Source organism: Chryseobacterium sp. MHB01 (genome assembly GCF_034651565.1).
GTDB lineage: Bacteria > Bacteroidota > Bacteroidia > Flavobacteriales > Weeksellaceae > Chryseobacterium > Chryseobacterium nepalense.
The window spans coordinates 182,465-206,952 of sequence record NZ_JAYEDA010000002.1 but is presented as its reverse complement, the minus strand read 5'-3'; the positions used below and the strand labels follow the sequence as shown (position 1 = coordinate 206,952).

Sequence of the window (24,488 nt, the reverse complement as noted above, 5' to 3'; positions counted from 1 at the left end):
TTTTATTTAAAAAAAATCCGTATTTTAAAGAATATATTATTGCAATTATGGACAAACAATTAAAAAAATTTCTAATCAAATCTGTTATTGTTTTAAGCGTAATACATTTGGGCTATTTTATCTATGGATATTTCAAGTTTGATGGGATCAATAAAATCGATATATATACAGAGTTTTACAGATTCAAATTCTACGATGATGTTTCTATTTCCCACTTTTTTATTACCAGTTTATTTCTGTTTTGCTTTCTTGTTTTGTTATTGAGGAATCATTCCAAAAAGAAATATAATGTCGCTAATACTGTAAAAATTGGCGCTTCTTTATTACTGATTTCCTTTCTCTCGCTGACTTTTTTCATAAGCTACAGTTTTGGGTTAAATGCCAAAATGAGGCAGGAGCTTCCTGAAAAGGATTTTAATAAAGACAAAACTTTGCTGAATGTATTATACCCATTTTTGTACAATTATACTTCCTATAGTTCTGATAAATTATTCAATCCGGAAAATATTTTATATCCTAAACCTTATCCGGTGATCGCGGAAAAAGATACCATTTATTATGAGCCGGACAATCGAGAAAATTATTCCGTTGAAACAAGCTATTACAGTATAGACACGTTGAAAATACTAAGTTCTGATTATAAAAATATAAGTTCTAAAGTAATTTCAGGAATGGCTGATCTGGGACTTGAACCTAAAGAGTTTTCAAAAAGAATTATTTCTAAAAAAGCGATCGGAGACAGTACGGAGATTGTATTCAAAGGTAATGAGGTCGACCCGGAGTATGATGAAGATATCTGTATCTTTTTGGAAAATAAGATTTTATATAGCCCAATCCATAACGTTTCTGAAACTACACAACAATATCAAAATGCCGTAGCGAGATATAAATTGCTTTACAAATATAATCAGGATTCAATACTTCATTCGTTCCAGCGTCTGGACACTTTGTTTAAGAAGTATAAGATAGAATCACAGATCGTTCCCAAAGATTTGAGTCATGATGTCTTTTATTTCCGTGATCACAACCGGGAACCTCTCAATGAGATTCGGAATACTTTTGATCGGGCTAGGTTGAAAGAAAGATTTATTACACTTGAACGCCTGTTTTATAAACCTAATTATCTTCATCCGTCAATACAGATTATTTTTATGATCGTCGTCCTGAGTGTTTGGATCGGTCTATTTATGCTGTATCTGATCTGGAATTATATGAAAACAAGAAATCATCAATTATCTACAGAAAATAAATAAAGCAAAACAACAATCTGGAAATCGTGCATCGCAATAAACTTTTTGTGAATTAAAATTTATTGAAAAAAACGTTGTTAAGTTTCATATCAAAGACTTAACAACGCCGAACGCAAAAGCGAAATAAATTTTAAAATATTATCTGCGGATCGTTACTCCTCCATCAACCGACAGGTATGAACCTGAAATATAAGAAGCCTCGCTTGAAGCAAAGAAAACAATAGCATTTGCTATTTCTTCCGCTTCCCCGATTCGTTTCAGCGGAACCGCTGCAGCGATAGCATTTTTAATATCTTCCGGCGTCTGTTGATTCATGGGAGTATCCGTTAATCCGGGAGCAACGGTATTTACCCTAATTTTTCGGTCTGCCAATTCTATGGCTGCGGTACGTGCGATGGCGTCAACTGCACTTTTTGTTGCAGCGTAAGCTCCCATTTGTGCATATCCGCTCACTGAAACTCCGGACGAAATAAGAATAACAGAAGCTCCTTCTGCTAAATGAGGAATTAATTTTTGCAATGTGAAGAACAGTCCTTTCACATTGATGTTGAACAGATCATCAAACACTTCTTCTGTTGTTTCTTCTATTGAAAATTGTTTTGCGATTCCTGCGTTTAAAACAAGCACATCAATTTTGTTTCCGCTTTCTGAAACTTTCTGCTCCAATGCTGCAATGTCTGCCAATTTAGAAATATCAGAAGCTAAGGTTTTAAATTTCGGACTGTTAATTGTTACTGATGCTTTATCTAAACTGTCAGTATTTCTCCCTGTTACCAGAACGTTTGCTTCTTTGGCAATAAACTTTTTTGCGGTCGCTAATCCAATTCCTGCACTTCCGCCGGTAATGATTACATTTTTATCTGTGAAATTCATTTTTTAAATTTTAAATGATGAAAATTAATTTTTACTCCAAGAGCCTGTTTTTAAGTTTTTATAACGCAAAGTTTTAATTCAACTTTACCTATTTCTTTTAGAAAGCAAAGGCAAATAAAATTTGCTTTACGAAGCTTGAAATACAGCTTCATCCAATTAACCTGTTAATTCTTCTTTGCTCACTTAAATGACTAAATCTTCAAATAAAATCTTTGCGTCAAAAAAATAAATGATGATTTTGTAGCATTTAATCAAATTTAAATAGGTTCTAAGACTTTTGAATTTATTTGTTTTGAAATCGATTTCTTTAACGATGCAAATTTAGAACGAATAAATTTATTTTAGTAACTTTGTAACTAAAAGTAACAGTAACTTTTGAGTAACAAGGTAACTTATGGAGGAAATAAAATGTTCGGATAACGACACCAACAAAAAACAGATTATGGCTGTTCATGACGCAATGGACGTGTTGAATGGCAAATGGAAAATCTCAATAATTTCGTCAGTGTGCTATTACAACAAACGGCGTTTTTCTGATATTTTGAACGATGTGAAAGGTATTTCCAATAAAATGCTCAGTAAAGAACTGAAAGAATTGGAAATGAATCAACTCGTAAAACGGACAGTACTTGATACGCAACCTGTAACTGTACAATATCAGCTGACAGAGTACGGTTTGACTTTAAAAAAAATTATCGATACATTGGCTGATTGGGGAACTGAACACAGGAAAGTAATCGTTGGAAAGTGAAAAAAGGTGATGACCTTACTTAAGGTTACCTAAATTATTAAGATGGTATTTATTTGAGAGTTAATCCTGCCAGATAACCTTTAAATTCGTAACTTCACATCTTTAAAAATTATTCAAGAAATGACTTCAAAGGAAAAAATAGCTGCACTTCGCGGAGAAATGCAGGAAAATAATGTTGATGCATTTATCGTATATTCTGCAGATCCGCATATGAGTGAATATTTACCTGAAGAATGGCAGGAAAGGGCCTGGCTGTCAGGTTTTTTGGGATCTGCTGGTTTCGTGGTGGTTACCAAAGATAAAGCAGGATTGTGGACGGACGGAAGATATTTTACCCAAGCTGCAATAGAGTTGGAAGGATCAGGAATTGATCTTTTCAAAGAGGGAATGGAAGGAACACCGAACTATATCGACTGGATTATTTCTGAAATTCCTGCAGAAGGAAGGGTAGGGGTCAATGCATTGGCAACATCCCATGCCAATTGGGAACTGCTTACAGAAAAGTTGAATGCTAAAAATATTATGTTAGTGGATCTTCCGTTATTGGACAATGTCTGGAAAGAAAGGGGTACGCCTTCTAAAAACCCGATCTTTGTTCATCCTGTTGAAAGAGCCGGAAAATCGGTTGTTGAAAAAATTGCAGCCATCCGACAAAAAATGGAATCAATGGAAGCAACGGTACATGTTATTTCAAGTCTTGACGATGTGGCCTGGACCCTGAATCTAAGAGGAAGCGATGTGCAAAGCAATCCGGTTTTCCTTGGATATATCGTTATTACGAAAAATGATGCAAAATTGTTCACCGATCTTGAAAAGCTTGAAGTGGAAGCCAGAAAACAGATGGATGAAGCCTGGGTGAAAATGATGCCTTATGAAGAATTTTATAATTGTCTGAAAGAATTTAAAGATGAAAAAGTATTGGTTTCCCCAAACAGCAACCAGTCTATTTTTGAAGCATTAAAATCTGAAAATAACATGATCAAGGCTCCGGTTCCGGGTAATTTAATGAAAGCCCAGAAAAACGACACGGAACTTGAAGGCTTCAGAAAAGTAATGGTAAGAGATGGTGTTGCCATGGTGAAATTTCTGTACTGGCTTAACCATAATGCAGGAAAAGAGCCGATGACGGAATATTCTATCGGGGAAAAGCTGCGTGGCTTCCGTGCTGAAGGAGAAAATTTTGTAGGAGAAAGTTTCGGAAGTATTGTAGGATATAAAGATAACGGCGCCATCATGCACTATTCTGCAAAGAGTGAAGGCAGCAAAGAGGTAACCAATGATGCGAGCATTCTGGTGGATTCCGGAGGCCAATATCTTGAAGGAACTACTGATATTACAAGAACTTTCGCATTGGGAGCTGTTTCCGATGAGTTTAAAAGAAATTCAACGCTTGTTTTGCAGGGAATGATCCGTCTTTCGATGGTGAAATTTCCTAAAGGAACGAAAGGTGTTCAGCTTGATGCGATAGCAAGACTTCCGTTGTGGATGCATGGAAAAGATTTTAACCACGGAACGGGGCATGGAGTGGGAAGTTTTATGAACGTTCACGAAGGTCCCCAGAATATCCGAAAAGATATGAATCCGCAGGAACTGTTACCGGGAATGGTATGCTCTAATGAACCTGGCTACTATGTGGAAGGGGAGTACGGCATCCGTCACGAAAATCTGATCGCAGTAAGGGAATCTGAAACAACAGATTCGGGAACTTTCTACGAGTTTGAAACGTTAACGTTCTGTCCGTTCTTTAAAGATACGATTGTAAAAGAAATTCTTTCTGAAGAGGAAATTACATGGCTTAATGCCTATCATCAAACCTGCACTGAAAAATTAGGACCTCATCTGGAAGGAGAGGTGAAAGAGTGGTTCAATGAATTGGTAAGTCCGCTTTAATAGTAGTATTGATTTCAGAAGTATAAGAATATTAACCCCGCCCGGCAGGAACTGCCGGGCGGGGTTAATTATATGCAACCGTATTTTTACGGTATTTTTTTTAGGGTTTATCCTGAGGATTCGGAAAATGATCTGCTTTATCTTTGTAACAGAAAATGAAACATCATTCATCTTCATATAACTTAGTAAATTCAAAGCAGTAATCACTTCAGTCCCTGAAGTGGTTTTTTTATTGGTAAACTATTAAAAACGGGATGTTGAATTATCGTGCCGATTCAAGTAATGTCTTCCACTATAGCCCGGATTGGAGCAATTGTCTGAGCTCATTTTTTATTTTTCGGTTGCGGCGGCTCCGCCGCCGCAACCGAAAAATAAAAAATAGCGAGTGCGGAAAGCCGGAAAAGCTCCTGATTCGGTTTGAGGGATAGAGCGTGTGATAGTTATAGAATTTTAGGGTTTGAGTTTCGTGAATGATCTCAATAGATAAAGGATATTTTTGTTTGCGGTGAAAAAACGTAAATTTGCACCATGAATAACGATACCATTTGTGCACTGGCTACGGCCAACGGAGTAGGAGCTTTGGGAATCATCCGGGTTTCCGGAAATGATGCTATACCAGTCGTTCAGAAGAGTTTTCCGGGGAAAAATCTGTCAAAACAAAAATCGCATACGATCCATTACGGGTATTTTATGGAGGGTGAGGAAACGATTGATGAGGTGATGCTTTCTATTTTTCTGGCACCCAAAAGTTTTACAACGGAAAACTCAGTGGAAATCGCTTTCCACGGATCTCCGCACATTGGTAAACGTATTCTGGAAACGCTGATTAAAAATGGCGCAAGAATGGCCAAAGCCGGGGAATTTACCCTGCGTGCCTTTATGAATGGGAGAATTGACCTGTCTCAGGCCGAAGCTATTGCCGACGTTATTGCTTCTGAAAATGAAGCTTCGAGAAAAGTGGCAATCAGTCAGCTGAAAGGTGGAATAACGAATGAAATTTCCCTGTTGCGAACCGATCTTCTTAATTTTGTTTCCCTCATCGAACTGGAACTGGACTTCGCAGAAGAAGATGTGGAGTTTGCAGACCGGACAGCACTGACGCAGCTGCTGAATAAAATTGAAGTGAAACTTCATTCTCTGATTGAAAGCTTCCAGTACGGAAATGCCATTAAAAATGGAACTGCAGTTGCTATCATCGGGAAACCCAATGCAGGAAAATCTACGCTTCTGAATGCTTTATTGAAGGAAGAGCGCGCCATTGTCAGCAATATTGCCGGAACAACCCGGGATACGATTGAGGAAATCCTGCACATTAAAGGCCATGCATTCCGTCTTATTGATACTGCGGGACTTCGGGAAACGGTCGACGAAATTGAAGCCATCGGCGTTAAAAAAGCAAAAGAAAAGGTAGAAAACGCGAATATTCTTGTTTATCTTACAGACGCTGGAACAGAAGATTTCTCAGAAGATATTGAAATGATCAAGTCTTTGCTGAGAGACGACCTGAAGCTGATCATCTGCGCTACAAAAATTGATGAAGTCGTTCCGACTCAATATGAAAAAGCAGAAGATGTTTTCAGAAAAGAGATTGCTCACGAGTTCGATTTTATTACCATTTCTGCAGTAGAAAACCAGAACATCCAGGATCTGAAAAACGAGCTGTCTTCATACGTTGAGCAGTTAAAGGCTTCTGAAAATAATGTGGTGATTACCAACCAGCGACACTTCGAAGCGTTGCAGAAATCCCTGAACGCCATACATAAAGTCAACGAAGCCATCACTTTCAGGATCTCTACCGAGCTTCTTGCCTACGAGTTAAGAAACGCTCTGGAGCATCTCGGCGAAATTTCCGGTGAGGTAACGAATGATGAAGTGCTGGGGAATATTTTTTCTAAGTTTTGTATCGGGAAATAATTTAGCTTTTCTTTGATTTCTTTTTCTTTCTTTTATTTGATTATCAGATATTTATATAAATTTTATTTTCTCTTTTTGGAGTTTATTCTTATATTTGTAAACCTGTTGTACACCTCGAACTACAAAAAGTAGCACAAAGGTGTACAAATGTACACCTCAAATAAAAGATATGAATATTACTTTAAAACAGAAAAATTTAGCTGATGGAAGGATTAGTCTTTTCATTGAGTATTACAAAGGCTCTTCTACTAATGCACAAGGAAGAAGAGTTCACCTACGGAATTTTGAGTATTTGAAACTGTATTTGCACCCCGATCCAAAGTCGGCTAAGGAAAAAAAAGAGAATAAAGAAACTATGGCTCTTGCCGAAAGTATTTTGGCAATCAAAAAAGCTGAATATGTTCAAGGTCGCTACGATTTGAAAGATACTGTAAAAAGTAAAAGGACTTTTTTAACATACTTTGAGGAGTTGACAGAGGAAAAACAAAAACAAGATACTTCTAATAATTACGGTAATTGGTTATCGACTCTACAACATCTCAAAAAGATTGTTCCAAAAAATATGACTTTCGATGAAATTGATGAAAGCTTCGTCAAGAAAGTTCACCGATATTTTGAAAAAGATGCTCTCACAAAAAGTGAACTGCCACTTTCTCAGAACTCAAAATATTCATATTTCAACAAGTTTAAAGCTGCCCTAAGGAGTGCTTTCGATAATGGATATTTGACGATTAATTATGCTTCAAAAGTCAAATCCTTTGAACAAGCTGAAAGCCAAAGGGAGTATCTCATTTTTGATGAATTGCAACGTTTAGCAAAAGCGGAATGCAAATACCCGGTTTTGAAAAAAGCTTTTCTTTTTTCGTGTTTATCAGGTTTACGTTGGTCGGATATTAATACTTTGACCTGGAAAGAAGTTCGTGATGAAGGTGATGTTTCTAGAGTCAATTTCAGACAGGAAAAAACAGATGGCGTAGAATATCTCTATATCTCAAAACAAGCTAGGGAATTGTTGGGCGAAAGACAAGATCCCCAAGAAAGAGTTTTCAAAGGTTTGAAGTATGGAATGACCTACAATACTGAAATTATTCGTTGGTGTAATCGAGCTGCAGTTCCTAAGCATATTACTTTTCATTCAGCGAGACATACGAACGCCGTTCTGTTGTTGGAAAACGGTGCAGACATTTACACGGTTTCTAAAAGACTGGGACACCGGGAATTAAGAACAACGCAGATTTATGCTAAAATTGTGGATAGCAAAATGAAAGAAGCTGCTGAGATTATTCCGGAATTAAATATCGAGTTATGAAAATTCCGTTTTCTATTTTTAAACTCAATGAAAATCGCTTTAGAATTCAGTTGATTCCAGCTTAATCTTTTTTAATCTTTTGACAAATAAAATCGATCCAGAATATTCTTATTTAGCCCACAAGCTGTTGATAGTCTTTTATTTATGGTTTTTATTGTTGACTTTTGTTTCGTTAAATCAATTAAAAGAAACAGATGGAAAATAATGAAATCATCATTCATAAGCTCAACCGAATTGAAAAGCATATTTTCGGACTAAAAGCAATTCTAAATGTAGAAGAGCTTTCAGATTACACAGGGTTCAAGAAATCCTATATCTACAAATTGGTTCATACCAACTCTATCCCATTCTCAAAACCTTCCGGAAAAATTCTATTCTTTGAACGGAAAAAAATTGACGAATGGCTGCTGAAAAACAGTCATAAATCAAATGACGAGATCCAACAGGAAGCAATAGAATTTTCTTTACGCAAAAAATAAAACCTAACTACTGCCATAGTTAGGTTTAAATGTTTGTTTTACTGGAAGTAAAGAGCAAATATAAAAATTATTTGTGACTCCTTCCAAAATCAAAAAATGTTTTATGGAAGAAAATAAAATTCTGTATCAAATCGAGACAGAAACGAAAACCATATTCGACAGAGCGATTAATTACTTGAATTCGAAATATTCAATAAGATTCAATACAATCTCTCTTGAGCTTGAGATTAAACTTGTTTCGGATAAAAAATGGTCAGCTCTCAATTTGAATTCTTTATTTATAGAACTCGTTAGATCCGGAATTGATATTCCGATTAATAAATTGGAGATTCTGGTCAGAAGTCATTTGATCCAGCAGTACAATCCGATTCGGGAATATTTCGAAAACTTGGAAAATTGGGACAACGAAAACCATATCTGTAAGCTTTGCAGTTATGTAAAGACGACAGATGATAAATCCTTCCAAAAATATTTCGAAAAATGGATAACCAGGACTGTAATTTGTGCATTGAAACCTGGCTACATCAACAAACAGTGTTTTGTTCTGTTCAATACAAAGCAAAATAGTGGAAAGACGAGTTTTCTGCGATTTCTCATTCCTGCAAATCTTGAAAAATATTATACAGAAGACATTGGTGTTGATAAAGATGGCTTAATTTCCTTATGCAAAAGCCTTCTGGTCAATATTGATGAGCTTTCGGTAATGTCTAAAACGGATGTCAATATTCTCAAGTCTTTCATTTCAAAAAATACCGTCAATGCACGTTTGCCTTACGATCGCAAATCGTCATTGATGCACCGGACAGCTTCATTTTGTGGCTCTACCAACCGGTCGGATTTTTTAACCGATGAAACCGGAAGTGTACGTTGGCAGATTTTTGAAGTTTTGGAGATTGATTTCAATTATTCAAAGGAAATCAATATTGAAAAAGTTTGGTCACAAGCATACTATAATGCTTTTAAAAGGAAAAATTACAATCCGGAACTCACGGCTGAAGATATCCAGGAAAATGAAAAACGGAATGAAAAATTCAAACAAGTATCCCTGGAACAGGAAATTATCCTTAGTCATTTTGAAAAATCAAAACTGCAAAGTGAATTTCTGACCCCTTCGGACATTATGCTTGCTATGAACAATACGATCGGTGTACGGCTGAACATTATAAAAATTGGTAAAGCCTTGACCGCAATGAACTATGAAAGAATAAAACATCCCAAAAGACAAGTCTATGGATATTTGATCCGAAGGAAAATTGACGAATGAAATAATTTAAAATTACTTACCACTTACCTGAAAATTGCGGAAACCATCATTAACAAAAAGTTTACGATAAGGTAACTGAATAAAAGTAAACTTACCTAATTACCTGAATTAAATGAAGGTAACCAGGTAATAAAAGGTAGGAAGTAAAATCCGTAGAAACCTCGATGAATAAAGGCATAGGTAATAAGGTAGGCGAATTAAAAAAAACTTTATAAAAAAACACAAAAATAAAATTCTATGAACTGCAGACAATTCAACACCATATCGTTGGAAGAAGTCCTCCTTTCTCTCGGACACCTTCCCACGAAACAAAATGAAAAAGAAGCCTGGTATCTTAACCCCTTTGCCAGCGAATCCCAGGCCTCTTTTAAAATTAATAAAAGCCTAAACTATTGGTACCTCTTTTCAGAAGGAATCGGCGGTAATAATATCGATTTTATGAGGAAATATCTGAATGCTTCAGTAAGTGAAGTTTTAGTTTGGGCAGAGAATCACAATTTTTCTTCTTTTCAAAAGCAAAATGTTCCTTATCAGAAATTTGAGAATCTTCCGAAAACTTACGAGATAATTGAAATTAAAAATGTCCAGCATCCGGCACTCCTGGAATATTTGAGAGAAAGAAAAGTACAAAATCAAACCGAATTTTTAAAGCAAATCCATTATCAGAATAACAATAAAAACTATTTCGGAATTGGTTTCAAAAATGATTCAGGCGGTTACGAAATCCGCAATAAATATTCAAAAATATGCCTGGGTAAAAAAGATATTTCAACAATCAAAAACGGTTCTGATTCACTTAGGGTTTTTGAGGGCTTTTTCGATTTTCTTTCTTTTAAAACTCTCGAAAATGAATTGGAAAAGCAACCTTCCGATTATCTTATCTTGAATTCTGTTTCGATGATTCAAAATATAAAAAATTCACTGGAACAATATATAAATATTGAGCTTTATTTTGATAATGACCAAGCCGGAAATCGTGCTTTAGAAATCGTCAGTGATGGATTACAAAATGTAAAAGACTGTCGAGCTCTCTATTATAATTTTAAGGACTTGAATGAATATCTTAGTAAGAAAACCGAAGAAGTTCAAAAACAATATAAATCTGCATTTAAGAGATGAGAAATTCAAAAACTTTTGATGTGAACTTATTTGAGAAAATGTTTGATTTAAATTCAAAAAATAAAATCGGCGCAAATACTATAGCTGTTTTTATTTTTATCCTCTACAAATATGAAGATCCACGAAAAGAAATAGTTCTATCAGACTATCAAATGGCAAGAGAACTTGGTCTTTCCAGGCAAACGGTCATTACTGCTAAAAATAAGCTCAAACTTTTAGGACTTTTAGATTACAATAGAAATCCGGGTTTTCCAAATCGTTTTATTTTAAATGGAAACCCAATGCCAAAAGTAACACCAAAAATCTATGAAATAATAGATAAGCCGATTGATGGATTAAAAACCATTGTGGAATCGGAAATTAATACCAAAAGTTCATTTTCAAAATATCCGAACTTAAAACAGTTTATGGATTTTGCAAAAACTTTGAAGGACTATTCAGAAAAGCTGGATGATTTATTGATTCAAAAATTTCAAAAATGGGAGCAAGCAGATTGGAAAAATTCAATTGGAAGACCTATTTTAAATTGGCAAGCTACTCTTGAAAAAAATATGAATACGCTTGATGTTTCACACTTTAATGGTAATTCTTCGTTATCTAATCTTCCAAAAATTAAAAGACCGAAACTAGATTAAAATCAACTACTCCGACTGGTCTAAATTAAGGTAGACTAAATAAAATTTCTGACTTATGAAAACTCTATAGCAAGATGTGTCTTTGTATATACAAAATTTTCATTTTGTACCTCCAAAGACTCTCTTGCCTTTTCTGCGAAAAGGGTCAAAAAACTTCGGAACTCTTTTTTTTGTTTTGGAAATCTTTATTTTTTAAGGTTGAAAATACACAAATTTTAGATAGATTAAGGAGATGATAGTGAAGAAAAAAAATGTGCCGAAAATTAATTTTTTACTGTCAATTTTCTTGAAATTGCATTTTCAAAGTTTTTCAGTGCATTAAAGTTTATTTAATTATGTCTACCTTCATGAAAATTAATACAAACGTCAAATCGAAAAAACTCAAGAAAAATTTAATTAATTAATAATCAAAGCATCAAAATAAATTCTATATTAGTTGTTGAAACAGTTTTACGAAGATAGATTAAACCATATTAACATTAACGCAATACGTAAATTGGAATGATAGCTGTAATTGTAAACAAAGTGTAGTTAAAAATGATTAATAAAAATAAAGAATATTGCTATAGAATTATACATATCGAAAACCTGCCAATAATATTAGAAACTGGAATTGTATGTAAAAAAAGCTCTAAAGCTAATTCTAACTATGTAAATATTGGAAATCCTGAAATAATTGACGTAAGGAGTGAAACTAAGGTAAGAATTGAACATTATGGAATGATTGGTGATTACGTACCCTTTTATTTTACATCTAAATCAATTATGCTCTTTAATATTCAAACGGGTTATAGGCATCCTGTTGTTCCTAAAAGAGATCCTTCTGAAATTTTAGTAATGAGATTCAGAATATCGGAATTAATTTCACTTAATAAAAAGTGGTTTTTTACTGATGGACAAGCTAATGACGCCGCAACAACTCACTATAATTCTCTTTCTAAAATTGATAAAATTGATTGGCAAAGTATTCATCAAAATAATTTTTCCAAATCTGAGGATTTTGATCGTGCTAGGCGTTATCAAGCAGAACTTTTAGTGAAGGATGAGGTTCCAATTCATATTATTGAATCAATAAATGTTTATGATGATGCAGCTAAAAGACATGTTGAAAAAATTCTGAAAGAGAATGATCTAGAAATTAAAGTCAATACTAATAAAATTTATTACTTTTGAGCATGATTAAAACTGAGAAAGGAGATTTATTAACTGCAAATGTTACCGCCTTAGTGAATACAGTTAACACTGTAGGAGTTATGGGTAAAGGAATAGCCTTGCAGTTTAAAGAAGCTTTTCCGAATAATACTAAAAAGTATATTGAGGCATGTAAAAATAAAGAATTGATGCCTGGTAAACTGTTGTCAGTTTGGGATGCAAACTTACAACTAGGAAAAAAATTGATTATCAATTTTCCGACAAAAGTTCATTGGCGTCACCCGTCAAAATATGAATATATTGAAAAAGGTTTAATATCTTTGAGAGAGTTAATTATCAAAGAGAAAATTGATAGTATTGCTATACCTCCCCTAGGTTGCGGAAATGGGGGACTTGATTGGAGTGTAGTAAAAAAAATGATATTTAAATCTTTGGAAGATTTAAATACAGAAATAATTCTTTTTGAACCAAATGAAAGTATTAAGGAAATTCTTCAAAAACAAGAAACAAAAAAAGTAACAAAACTAACTCCTTCTAGAGCAACACTATTATATTCTTTGTTTGCCTTTGAAAGCATAGGAGAATACAGTAGTTTATTTGCTGCAAATAAGCTGGCTTATTTTCTACAAAGGAAAGGACAAAAATTAAATTTGGATTTTAAACCTTATCATTATGGACCATATGCAATAGGTGTGGAAAAGGTTTTATACAGTCTTAATGGAGTTTATTTAAAAGGGATGGAACAAGGAAGTGTAAAACCTTTTGAACCGCTTTATTTAAATTACGAAAAATGGGATGAAATAAAAAAGTATGTAAACAATAATTTGAGTACTGAGGAATTATTAAGGTTAAAAAGTTTGATTAAGTTTATTTCTAATTTTAGTTCTGAACTATCATTAGAAGTATTAGCAACTGTTGATTATATTCTTTTCCAAAATCCTACCTCTTCACTTGATGAAGTGATGTCATCAATTAAAAAATGGAATAGTAGAAAAAGTCAATTATTTAAAAAAACTTTAGTGGAAGAAGCTTATATTTATTTGAAGAATTACAAAGAGCAAATTTTCGCATAAAAGCAACTTCAGCTAACATAGTATAGTGCGAAATACAGGTATAAGGGAGAAATTTTTTTTTCTCCTTTTTTGTTGTAATATCTTTTATATTTCCTTTTTTCCTAAATTGGAAAATAATAGAAGACTGTTGTTCTTGATTCTGAAAATGTTTTGAATAAGAAAGCCCACGCCGTTGTATATACTTTTGAGTATTTAGTGAGCATTTAAAACCTCACCCTGCGGGTGTACAAGCACCCTCATGTTTTTTTCTATCCAATGATCAATTCAATTCCGGCTTTTTGAGCCTTGTATTTTATTTTGGTCTGCAATTCATAATAACTCCAGTTACGAAGTACAAACTCCTTTTCCTTTGCAATTCCAATTTTGTCCTCTTGATTTTTAAGAATCAATGTGCCTGCCTGTTGTTTGATACAGAAATCAATAAGCTTCCGACTATACAGGTGAAGCCGATGACTTACATAACGACTTTCCAGATTCTCTGTTTTGTACAATGCCTTTTGTTTGCGCTTTGCTCCTTTTCCAGAACGGGTGTAAGCGATACCTTCTTGAATTCTTTTTTGACTTGCCTGAATTGCAAGCCTGCGATACAAAAACTCTTCTTTTGAGCCAATATTGATTCGCACATTGTTGGCTTTTGCAACTATTGGATGTTCCAGAGACAAGGATGCTTCCGCAATAATTTCGGGTTTTAAAAGATGTTCTTCCTTTTCAAATTCAAAAACTGCAAGCCAGAATATTTTCCTGTCTTTCAGTTGGATCTGTGAGGTGCATAGCTTTATTTCTCCTTTTAGCAGGCGTTCCATTATCACTCGCTTATCAGTATAATCTTTTCCTAAGTATGTTTTGACAGGAATTGCAAACATATTGAAACAAAACGCTTTCGTTTCTTTATCATATCTCATTTTGCTGATGCATTTAACCGGAAGCGGAATCGGAATGTCTTTTTTAAAATTTCTCAGTGATTTAGTTCCCTGCCAGTAATCTGCTTTGTTTTTTGAGAAGGTTGATTGAATTGTATGGTTCAGACTTCCCAGAATATCTGTCGGGATTTCCCCTTTGAATCGGTCAAACACCATTCGTGCTGTAGTGCCAGTTTTTGAACGGTCAAACATTCCCATCTGATCTTTTTTTTCATCAGCTAACTTGTATTGGATTTCTTCGGTGAGGTAAAAGAAATCCTTGATCATTTCCTGTACATACAGATGGGAAGCGATTAAGTTTGCCGCTCGGAAACAGCGGTTCTGATACCGATAAAGTTTTTCCCACATTTCATTCTTTTGATCCGATGGAACATCTATCAGCAACTGAATTTTTCGGGTGAGTGTCATTGTGGATTTTTCCATATCAAATATGTATTTCAGACTTGTTTCGATTCTGTAAAAATTGATAGGCATAAAGAAACTCCCGATGAACTTCCTTTTCAGAAAGATTGAGTTCCCGTGCAATGACTGCAAATGAAGATTTCTGTTCAAATCTTCTGTTAATAATGTCAATTTGTCGACTGCTGAGTTCATCTTGATGAGCCTCATTTCTCTTCCATTTAATAGGTGGCTTGTCATTACCATTTTCCTTTAAGATGTTTCTTAAATCATCAATAGCGTTACTTACCTCATTGCTGATATCTTTGACACTGCTTCCCATTGCTTCTGCAATAGGTTTGTATCTAAAGCCATACTGAAGGCATAGCTCAATCAGATGCTTTCTTTTGGGATTTATTACCTTTAAGACCTTATTGACTTCATCAAAATCTTTTTGATCGGATTCCTGCTGAAGTAGATGTTCTTTGTCTTGCAGAGGATCATATCCGATAAGATAATCCTGATAATTTTCAAAACTTTCAAGTGAAGCCGTTAACCGTGCGAATTTATTTTTTGGAGTATTGAAATAAGTTATGCAGTCTCTTTTCAGAACAAATCGTAAAAAGCCAAGAATATGATTTGGAGTTTCAATCGAATCACGATGTAACCAGAGTTTGAGAAATGTATCCTGTACAAGAGTTTCCACAACAAAATCATCCTCAAGCATTTGTTTTCCGATCCAGAAAAGGAGTCTTTTGTATCGTAAATGAATATGTTCTAATGACGTGGGATTACCTTTTTTCAGCAGTTCATATAACTGATGCTCGTTGAGCTTTCGAGGCAGAGAGGTTGTTCTTTTCATAAGCAGTGCATTAGATTTGACTATCTCTTGAAGAACTGCTTCGATTAATTAGATGAATTCTCTACATCATTGAAATACTCACTCACTACATTTAGCCTAAAAGAAAGGCGTGGAACTCAACTTACCGACCGGTGGTACTGGCATACCAAGCAACGATAAGTGAGCCCACGCCGAAGTCGTGGGCACATTTACTTATCCTCTCGTTGCTTTTTGAAAAGTGCCAGTTTTCCAGTCGAGAATCTAAGCAATAGCTTCTATATTTCTTTGAACTATCGCAAAATTACTTTTATAAATAATTTATTCCAAATATAATAAAAATAATTTAATTACGGTCGAACGACCGTAATATTTTACTGGCAAAATATTTCTTTTGTTATATGATTGACATAAACGAGAAAGTCTGTTCGTATATAACTAAAAATTGGTTGATTCCTTGGCTTAAAGAAAATAAGTCTCAGAACTCGTTTGCTAAAAGTCACGATATTGAAGAAAGTACTGTACGAAAAATTAAGAGCGATAATACATACAGAATTCCAGTTGAAACACTTTACAAAATTTGCAAAGCAAGAAAAATAACCCTCGAGCAGTTCTTTAACCTTATAAATGAATAAAACACCGACATTAGTTGGTGTTTTTTTGTAAAATTATCAGAGCTATAGACGCACTGGGCTAAAGCGGGAATTTATTGATAATTAAAAAGTTATCTAATTTATGGATTTCCTTTTTTTTCCTTTTGCCTAATTCTTATATTTAAAGGTTTTTAGATGCGATTAAGAAATAGAGATATGAGACAATTAATAGATCCAAACGACATTCATTCTGCGGCTGATACTTGGAGTGGATTTATATACCAAGGTAAAGTAGCTCTTTACCATGTTTTAAAACTAATAAGCGAAAAAGACCATGTTGATGGAATAGATCTACAACTTGATTCACTTGAAGATTTTGCAATTATCAGATATGATGAAAATGATAATATAGTACCGATTTCTCTCCATCAAGTAAAAGCAATGAAAAGTAATTTGTATTCTTCTTATCAAGAAGCTTTTGAAAAATTAGAAAAAAGGAAATCGGAATATCCTTGTGAAGAGGATGCGTATTTTCATTTAGCAACTGAAAATGAAAGAACTAAAACGGATTTAGAATCTATACATTCAAATCTAAAAATCTATGAGTACAATGGAAGTTCTTATTGCAAAATTAAAGATTTGCAAAATCTAATTAATGAAAAGATAAAATTATGTCTTTCAAAATTTGAAAAAAAAGAATTTGTAAATAACGATAATTATATATTAAATCTCTGCGGTGAACTAGATGAAATTATTACAGGTCAGATTTTAGCAGTTCACGCATGTAATCATACTCGCGATGGACTATCAATAAATGAGGGAGCATATTATTTTACAATTCCACTAAATAATTTTGTTGAAAAGATAAAAGCTAATCAACATGATTCTTTATTTGATAAGAAATTTTATTTTAAAAGAATATTAAATGATTTGAACAATTATTATCAAGAATTCTGTTTAGAGTTTGAAGATGAAATTTCTTCTGAAGAGCGGGAAAAACTTTCAAAATATTTTGTTTATCTAAGTAGTTTAGATGAGATAAATTTTGAAGAATTTATACAAAAAATAACTCCACAAAGGATGATTAAATATTCAAATTTGCAGCAGTACAAAGATAACTCAATTATCAAAGAGGAAATTCAGAAAGCATTTTTAAATATACTACATGAAATTAGAAATCCTGATGAAACAGTAGTTGACAAAATTGGATGGATCGATACCGAAAGTAAAAAATACTTCCCTTCAACTATTATAGTTTCAAATACTCCCAGAAGTAGACAAAACATATCTGTTGAAATACTTAACACCGCATTAGAAACATTGGTAGAAGTACCTTTTAATAGCGATTATATAATTACTGAGGGCTGCAATGTATCTTCTATTGAAGAAGAAGCTAATAAATCAACCAGAATAAATCAATCAGATATAGATATTTTAAATAATTCAACATCTCCTAATTATAATAAAATTACGAAGTGGAAAAATGTTGCATTAATTGAATTAGAACAAGCAAAACAAAAACTAAATGATAACAACAATTAACAACTTATTTTCTCAATTAGGGTTTATCAATAGTGAATTGGAAATAGGTTCTCTACACGTTTTCGAAGATATTAATAAAAGAACCTATTGGTTAATAATAGAAACCGATAATCTAAATCATGTTATCGAAAACCAGTCAAATTATTTTGAACAAGCTAGAAACAGAATTAACAATGAATGGTTTGATAAGAACGTAAGTCTATTGATTTTACATAAAGTTGAAGATTTTGATAATATTCAAAGCTTGGTGTTGGAAATTGAAGAAAATCCATATTTATTCAAAAAACAAGTAATCTTATACAGAGAAATTGAGCATGAAAATCTAACTAGGGCAATCGAAGCAGAGGAGAATACTATTAAGGATTTTATAGAAGATAAAATTTTAGATGAAGCTATTTTTAAAATCCATAAAGAGAGTATCAATAATAATGATTATGAGTCTCTTCTTTATCGCTTAGCTCATAAAATTCCGTTTATAAAACTAAATATTATCCAAAAGAATGGATTAGAAGCATTAACAGATAATAATACACAAAAAATAGAATCTGGTTCTTATGGACAGCTAAACAGATTTATTGAACAAAACTTTTTCCATAGAAATATGGAAAGCGTTGATGAAATGGAATCAAATACTATATATGATTTACTATTAAACACATTGAGTCCAGATGAAAATTAAGAAAATAAGAATACAAAACTTTAAAGTTTTTCAAAATACTATTATTGACTTTGAAACTTCAGATTTAATTGTATTTGATGGTCCAAACGGTTTTGGAAAAACATCTATTTATGATGCAATAGAACTACTTTTTACTGGAAAAATTCGACGATTTGATGATTTAAAAAGTAGATTGATTGATGGTAGAGAAAGTTTTTCTGAACATCCTTTTTTGTGTGATTATGCAGATGGCGATATATCTATAACTATAGAATTTTCAAAAGAAGATTCTACATATATTTTACAGAGAATAGCAAAAAGAGAAGAACTGACAAATTCTGTGAATTTCAGTTTATATAAACTCTATGAAAAAACTGATTTCGAGTTAGAAGAAGGAGCCTTGATTGAAAATGAGGAAGAATATTTAAATCAAGTTCTCGGGCATAACTATAAACAAAACTTTCAGTTCTTGAATTATATTGAACAGGAGGATAGCTTGTTTTTACTAAAAAATCAGGATAAACATAGAAAGCAACATATATCTCATTTATTTAACGTCGAAGAATTTGAAAATAGAATTTTCAAAATAGATAAACTAAAAAATAAAGTCAGTGAGTTATGTAACTCTGAAAAAAAATATGAGATTGATACATTAAAAGAATCAATACAAAAAATTGAAACTATTTTAGCAAATGAATTTGATAATACCGAATATATAAAACTCTTTACAGATAAAGATATTCCTTGGGATTTACAAGAATTCAACTACCAAGGCTTTACTTATGAAAATTTATTTAATGAAGAAGGTGTTATTTCTAAGTTAAAGAAATTAGTTGTAAACAAAGAGCAGTTTGAAAAGTATATCCAAAATGAAAAAATTGATAAATTAATCAGAGAAAAAGAGAAAACGGAAAATTTTTTATTGTATTATTATTTTCTTCCAAATAAAGAATCTTTGCAAAATCAAAAAAAAGAATTCCACAACATAAACGAAACAATTGCTTTTTTAGAGGAATTTTCACGTGAGGATTTTAAAGAGAATGTTTTTGAATTGGAAAATTTTGATTTTCTAGAAGAAGATTTGATATTTGATTTTGAAGAGGGATATTCGTCTCTCGAGAAAAGTTATAATGAATTAGATGAGTTAGAAAATGTTTACTCTAAAATTGAGGAGTCCAGAAATAAGCTAATAAGCAACATAAAGAGATTAAAGGATGAAGAAAAAATAAAATTAGATGGAACCTGTTTTTTATGTGGATATGATTGGTCTAATATTAATGAGTTGTTAGAAAATATTGAAATTCAATCTTTAGCTTTAGAAGAAATAACATCAGCGAAAAGTAAAATCTTTAATGATGAATTGACAAAGTTCAAGGAAGAAGTCATTTTAGTTATTATAGAAACCCTTAATCAAAAAATTCAAGATGATAACTTTGACATAAATTTTGTAAACCAATTCTTATCAATGGAAGAATCTTTTTTTTATGCCATTAAGAAAGATTTTGAAAGTGTAGGTTTCAATTATAATGAATATTTGAATGAGACTTCAGCGAGCGATAGTTCGGTTGATATTGATAACACTGTTATTCCCGAATTGTCTTCACTAAAATTTGAAATAGATTTAGGAAATATTGAAACATACTTCAAGGAACTGTTTTCTCAATATTTTGATAATAACCTTAATTTATTAAAAGCTTCACAAATAGAAAATATTCTCCTAAAGGAAAAATATTTAAAGTACAAATATTCAATACTACAAAACGAAACTCTTGAAAGAAATAAACAAGAGCTAAATAACAAGGAAAGTAAGTTTGATAACGCAAAACAATTAGAAAATAATTTAAAGCATTTGAATAATATTTATAAAAAATCTTTAAATGACTACCAATCAAAAGTTATAGAAGATATTGAAATAATATTCCATATATACTCAGGAAGAATTATGCAGGATTTTCAAGGTGGGCTTGGATTATTTATTTATTCGAATAGAAGTGTTATCCGATTTCAAACTAACCCCTCTAAAACCTTTGATGCTGTTTTTTCAATGAGTTCTGGCCAGCTTTCTGCCTTAATAATTTCTTTTACTTTAGCACTACACAAAAAATACTCCCAAAATAAAATTATCTTAATTGATGACCCTGTTCAAACAATGGATGAGATCAATCTGGTTGGGTTTATCGAATTATTAAGAAATGAATTTTATTCAAACCAGTTAGTGATTTCTACTCACGAAGATATGGCTTCAGCATTCATTAGATATAAATTCAAAAATTATGGGTTGACGCAAAAAAGAATTAATTTGAAAATGCATCAAAATTAATCATAATGGCTAATTACGATTTTTCGACCCTAAATGATAGAGATTTAGAGGAATTGACCAGAGATTTGCTGTCAAAGAAACTAAATATCGAATTTCAATCTTTCAAACCAGGTCCCGACAGAGGAATTGATTTGAGATATTCTACTATAAATGATGAAAACGAAATAGTTGTTCAAGTTAAACATTATTTAAGTTCTGGTATTTCTAAATTAAAATTAGAGTTAAAGAATAAAGAAATTCATAAAGTAGTATCATTAGAACCTAAAAGATATATTTTTTGTACGTCATTACCATTATCTCCGCAAGATAAAGAGGATATTAAAAATATTTTTACACCTTTTATAAAATCTACATCTGACATAATCGGAAAAGAAGACTTAAATAAATGGCTTGGAGATTATCCTGAAGTTTTAGAAAGACATTTTAAACTTTGGTTATCATCTGTTGATATAATTAAAAAAATCCTCAAAAATGGAGTTAAAGGGAGATCAGAATTTTACAAGGAAAAAATAGTAAAAGAAATTACGTTGTATGTACCAAACAAGACTCATAATAATGCTGTTGATATTTTAAATACTAATCATTTTATATTAATAACCGGCGCTCCTGGAATTGGTAAATCAACTTTAGCTAATATGCTGACTTACCAATTATTGGCAGAGGGTTTTGAATTAATATATGTAAGAGAAATAACAGAAGCAGAGGATGCATTTTTGCATGGAAAAAAACAAGTATTTTATTGATGATTTCTTAGGAGCTATTACCTTAGATTTATATAGTTCTAGAAATGCAGATTCTGCTATTGTAAATCTCATAGAAAGAATCAAAAGTGATAAATTTAAGCGGTTGATATTGACTTGTAGAACAACTGTTTTAAATCAGGCAAAAAATATTTCTGATAAAATTCAAAATTCTAATATTGATATTTCAAATTATGAAGTTAGAGTTGAAAATTACTCAGATTGGGACAAAGCGAGAATTCTGTATAATCATATTTATTTGTCAGATTTACAAGATGAGCAAAAGTTAATTTATTTTCAAAATGATTTCCATTGGAAAGTTATTAAACATAAGTATTATAATCCTAGATTAATTCAAGGAATTACGAATAAAAATAATATAGTTGATTCAGAATATTCAGAAAAGTTAATTTTAGAAATATTAAATGATCCAAAAAAAATATGGGAAAAGCCTTTTACTATTCAAATTACTCAAATTTCTAGATTACTTTTATTAACTATGTTTTCATTAGGAGGTGGTATTTATTACATTACTGATGAAAGATTAAAAGAAGCATTCAATAGTAGAATAAACTACGAGGTCGAGAATAACAATTATCAAAGAAAGGGAAATGAATATAATTCTGCATTAAGCGAATTAGTTGGTGGTTTTATCATTAGAACGATCGATAAAAATACTGTCAGATATAGTTTTTTTAATCCTTCAATAGAAGACTTTATCTATGAATATTTTCAAACTTCACATGAAGAGTATTTACAACTACTTCATTCATCATTATTTTTTGAACAATTTAAATATAGAATCGGAACTACAATAGTTAAAGGTGAAAAAAGAATAAACTTTTCTAAAAAAAATAGTAGAAAGAAATTGTATGAGATTTTTGTAGAAAAGAAAAAATTTCTAAAGGGGTTTAATGGTGATTCTCATTTAAATATTATAACTACTCTTATTCGTTTATTCAACAAAAATGAAATTGAAGTTGAATTACTAGAACGAATAAATGATTTAGATATAGGTTATTTAAGTTGGGATGATAGAGATAATTTGGCCGAAATCTTAAAATACGTAGCTGAAAATAACTTAATCTCACTAATTAATAATCTCCCAGGTTTACTTGAAATTCTTTCAAAAAATATTCCTTCTCACTACCTAATAAAATCTTTTTCTAATCTCATGAAGGAGAATAAAGTGTTGTTTGACGTGATCAAAGAGGCTAAAGAAAACAACACTGATCTTTACTACAATATTCAGAATAATATTAATAAATCTTGGGAGGAAGTAAGTGATAAATATATGACAGATGCCTTTGGAATTGATCAAACTGAAGACATTGAAGAGTTAGAGGATATCATAAGTGAAAGGAAGAAAGAGGCCGCGAAGATTAATGCTGACATTGGTTTGGACGTTTCAGAAGTTATTGAAGAGTATGAATTTGATACTTTATCCCAAGTTGATGGTAATAAACAGAAAAATAACGTTAGCGACACAAAGATTCAAGGTTTTGAAGATAACTTAAAAAATGAAGTATTGGATATTAATAGACTATTTAATTCCATTACTAACGATAGTGAAGAAGATTGGTCAATGGTTCCATTTTAGATAAATTTATGAAAATTACAATTTTTCCTGCTAATAACGGTGATAGTTTTCTTTTAGAAACTGATCAAGATAATATTTTAATTGATGGTGGTTATGTTAACACCTATAAAGAATTTTTAAAGCCAATCTTACGAGAACTGAATTTGCTTAAAAAAAAAATCAATCACTTAATTGTTACTCATGTAGACAACGATCATATCTCGGGGATTATCAAATTAATAGAAGAGAATAATAACAATTCAATTATAGAAATTGAAAATATTTGGCATAATTCCTACAAACATCTGAAATCTATTGAGGATGGAATAACCTTCCCAGGAAAACCGGCACATTCAATGATGATTAATTATGAATTAAAAGATGAGAAAGACGGAATTATAGATAGCGATATTTCAGCTGTACAAGGCTCAACATTGGCTTCTCTTTTGAGAAAAAACAGTTTTGAAAGTAGAGATAGCTTTTTAAGAAATAACCATATATCTTTTGATACCAGCAATGTGATTTATGACGATGATTTAACTTTTAGAATCTTGTCTCCCAATAATGAAAAGCTTCTCGATTTAAAGAAGTACTGGAAAAGAGAATTATTTACTAAAGGCTATTCTTCTGACGAAGAATTAACAAACTTCAACGAAGATATTTTTGAGTATATTCTTTCACAGGAGAAAGGTAAAAAAAGACTTAAGAAAAAGAATATCAATGCATCAACAGAAATAAGTATAGAGAATTTGTTGAAAGATCCCTTTTCGGAAGATGATTCGCCGACAAATGGTAGCTCTATCGCTTTCGTTTTGGAATATGCAGATTTAAAATTTTTATTTTTAGCAGACAGCCATCCATCCCTCATCCTTGAAAATCTTCAGAAACATTACAAGGCCGAGGAATTTCCCATTAAATTTGATCTTATCAAAATTTCACACCATGGTTGTAAAAACAATACAAGTCCAGAATTGCTGAATTTTATAGATTCAGAAAATTATATAATCAGTACAAACGGTTTATCGCATAATCATCCGGATTTGGAAACTATTGCAAGGATTATAAGTAGGAAAACAACTTTTACCAGGAAATTATATTTCAATTATGAGTTAGATGTACTGGAAGGATTTTTAAATGAAGACCTGCAAAAAAAATATAATTACAGAATAATACAAAATAAAACTAAAAAACCAATCTCAATTACATTTTAA

19 protein-coding genes and 1 pseudogene are annotated in these 24,488 nt (G+C 32.1%); 17 read left to right on the top strand and 3 right to left on the bottom strand.

The features are described 5' to 3' along the window. Positions 1 to 47: 47 nt before the first annotated feature. Positions 48 to 1,253 carry a hypothetical protein gene (locus tag U9K52_RS04525; protein ID WP_322925568.1) on the top strand — a complete coding sequence of 402 codons (1,206 nt, stop codon included), beginning with the start codon at positions 48 to 50 and terminating at the stop codon, positions 1,251 to 1,253. A 135-nt stretch (positions 1,254 to 1,388) separates the two neighbouring features. On the opposite strand, the gene U9K52_RS04520 is transcribed toward U9K52_RS04525, so the two are convergent. Continuing rightward, the gene (locus U9K52_RS04520) at positions 1,389 to 2,123 is read right to left on the bottom strand and encodes an SDR family NAD(P)-dependent oxidoreductase (RefSeq protein ID WP_263602584.1); all 735 of its coding nucleotides are present in this window, start codon (positions 2,121 to 2,123) and stop codon (positions 1,389 to 1,391) included. A 394-nt stretch (positions 2,124 to 2,517) separates the two neighbouring features. Here U9K52_RS04520 and U9K52_RS04515 point away from each other — a divergent pair, with 394 nt between their 5' ends. The 10 genes from U9K52_RS04515 (at position 2,518) to U9K52_RS04470 (ending at position 13,709) form a co-directional block, all read left to right on the top strand. Further along, entirely contained in the window at positions 2,518 to 2,874 is a 357-nt protein-coding gene (locus U9K52_RS04515) for a winged helix-turn-helix transcriptional regulator (protein WP_248394234.1), read from the top strand. A gap of 120 nt (positions 2,875 to 2,994) precedes the next feature. Beyond that, positions 2,995 to 4,764 (top strand): aminopeptidase P family protein, encoded by a 1,770-nt coding sequence (locus tag U9K52_RS04510; RefSeq protein WP_263602585.1) that lies wholly within the window; start codon positions 2,995 to 2,997, stop codon positions 4,762 to 4,764. Between the two features lie 528 nt (positions 4,765 to 5,292). Next, a complete protein-coding gene (mnmE, locus tag U9K52_RS04505; protein ID WP_322925567.1) occupies positions 5,293 to 6,678 on the top strand; it encodes a tRNA uridine-5-carboxymethylaminomethyl(34) synthesis GTPase MnmE in 1,386 nt (461 codons plus the stop codon). A 169-nt stretch (positions 6,679 to 6,847) separates the two neighbouring features. Beyond that, complete coding sequence (locus tag U9K52_RS04500; RefSeq protein WP_322925566.1) at positions 6,848 to 7,987, top strand: site-specific integrase; 1,140 nt, start codon at positions 6,848 to 6,850, stop codon at positions 7,985 to 7,987. Positions 7,988 to 8,181: 194 nt separating this feature from the next. Then, entirely contained in the window at positions 8,182 to 8,466 is a 285-nt protein-coding gene (locus U9K52_RS04495; RefSeq protein WP_027374281.1) for a helix-turn-helix transcriptional regulator, read from the top strand. A gap of 103 nt (positions 8,467 to 8,569) precedes the next feature. Then, the gene (locus tag U9K52_RS04490; RefSeq protein ID WP_322925565.1) at positions 8,570 to 9,730 is read left to right on the top strand and encodes a VapE domain-containing protein; all 1,161 of its coding nucleotides are present in this window, start codon (positions 8,570 to 8,572) and stop codon (positions 9,728 to 9,730) included. A gap of 237 nt (positions 9,731 to 9,967) precedes the next feature. After that, complete coding sequence (locus U9K52_RS04485) at positions 9,968 to 10,849, top strand: toprim domain-containing protein (RefSeq protein ID WP_322925564.1); 882 nt, start codon at positions 9,968 to 9,970, stop codon at positions 10,847 to 10,849. Further along, positions 10,846 to 11,484, top strand: coding sequence for a hypothetical protein (locus tag U9K52_RS04480; protein ID WP_322925563.1), 639 nt, complete (start codon positions 10,846 to 10,848; stop codon positions 11,482 to 11,484). The genes U9K52_RS04485 and U9K52_RS04480 overlap by 4 nt, the downstream gene beginning before the upstream one ends. A gap of 537 nt (positions 11,485 to 12,021) precedes the next feature. After that, positions 12,022 to 12,657: a DUF4433 domain-containing protein gene (locus tag U9K52_RS04475; protein ID WP_322925562.1), complete on the top strand. Its 636-nt coding sequence runs from the start codon at positions 12,022 to 12,024 to the stop codon at positions 12,655 to 12,657. 2 nt (positions 12,658 to 12,659) lie between these two features. After that, positions 12,660 to 13,709, top strand: a complete 1,050-nt coding sequence (locus U9K52_RS04470; RefSeq protein ID WP_322925663.1) for a macro domain-containing protein — start codon at positions 12,660 to 12,662, stop codon at positions 13,707 to 13,709. A gap of 248 nt (positions 13,710 to 13,957) precedes the next feature. On the opposite strand, the gene U9K52_RS04465 is transcribed toward U9K52_RS04470, so the two are convergent. Then, on the bottom strand, positions 13,958 to 15,052 hold the full coding sequence (locus U9K52_RS04465) for a hypothetical protein (RefSeq protein ID WP_322925561.1): 1,095 nt from the start codon (positions 15,050 to 15,052) through the stop codon (positions 13,958 to 13,960). A 1-nt stretch (position 15,053) separates the two neighbouring features. Then, positions 15,054 to 15,869: an RNA polymerase sigma factor gene (locus U9K52_RS04460; RefSeq protein ID WP_322925560.1), complete on the bottom strand. Its 816-nt coding sequence runs from the start codon at positions 15,867 to 15,869 to the stop codon at positions 15,054 to 15,056. 377 nt (positions 15,870 to 16,246) lie between these two features. On the opposite strand from U9K52_RS04460, the gene U9K52_RS21260 reads away from it, so the two are divergent. The 6 genes and pseudogenes from U9K52_RS21260 to U9K52_RS04430 all read left to right on the top strand — a co-directional run bounded on the left by U9K52_RS21260 (position 16,247) and on the right by U9K52_RS04430 (position 24,488). Further along, positions 16,247 to 16,480, top strand: a complete 234-nt coding sequence (locus tag U9K52_RS21260) for a helix-turn-helix transcriptional regulator (RefSeq protein ID WP_323673780.1) — start codon at positions 16,247 to 16,249, stop codon at positions 16,478 to 16,480. A 174-nt stretch (positions 16,481 to 16,654) separates the two neighbouring features. Next, positions 16,655 to 17,980: an ABC-three component system protein gene (locus U9K52_RS04455; RefSeq protein WP_322925559.1), complete on the top strand. Its 1,326-nt coding sequence runs from the start codon at positions 16,655 to 16,657 to the stop codon at positions 17,978 to 17,980. Next, positions 17,964 to 18,659: an ABC-three component system middle component 1 gene (locus U9K52_RS04450; RefSeq protein WP_322925558.1), complete on the top strand. Its 696-nt coding sequence runs from the start codon at positions 17,964 to 17,966 to the stop codon at positions 18,657 to 18,659. The genes U9K52_RS04455 and U9K52_RS04450 overlap by 17 nt, the downstream gene beginning before the upstream one ends. Beyond that, positions 18,649 to 20,958, top strand: a complete 2,310-nt coding sequence (locus U9K52_RS04445; RefSeq protein WP_322925557.1) for an AAA family ATPase — start codon at positions 18,649 to 18,651, stop codon at positions 20,956 to 20,958. The genes U9K52_RS04450 and U9K52_RS04445 overlap by 11 nt, the downstream gene beginning before the upstream one ends. A 5-nt stretch (positions 20,959 to 20,963) precedes the next feature. Beyond that, positions 20,964 to 23,298: pseudogene (locus tag U9K52_RS04435) on the top strand (restriction endonuclease). Positions 23,299 to 23,306: 8 nt separating this feature from the next. Then, on the top strand, positions 23,307 to 24,488 hold the full coding sequence (locus U9K52_RS04430) for an MBL fold metallo-hydrolase (protein WP_322925554.1): 1,182 nt from the start codon (positions 23,307 to 23,309) through the stop codon (positions 24,486 to 24,488).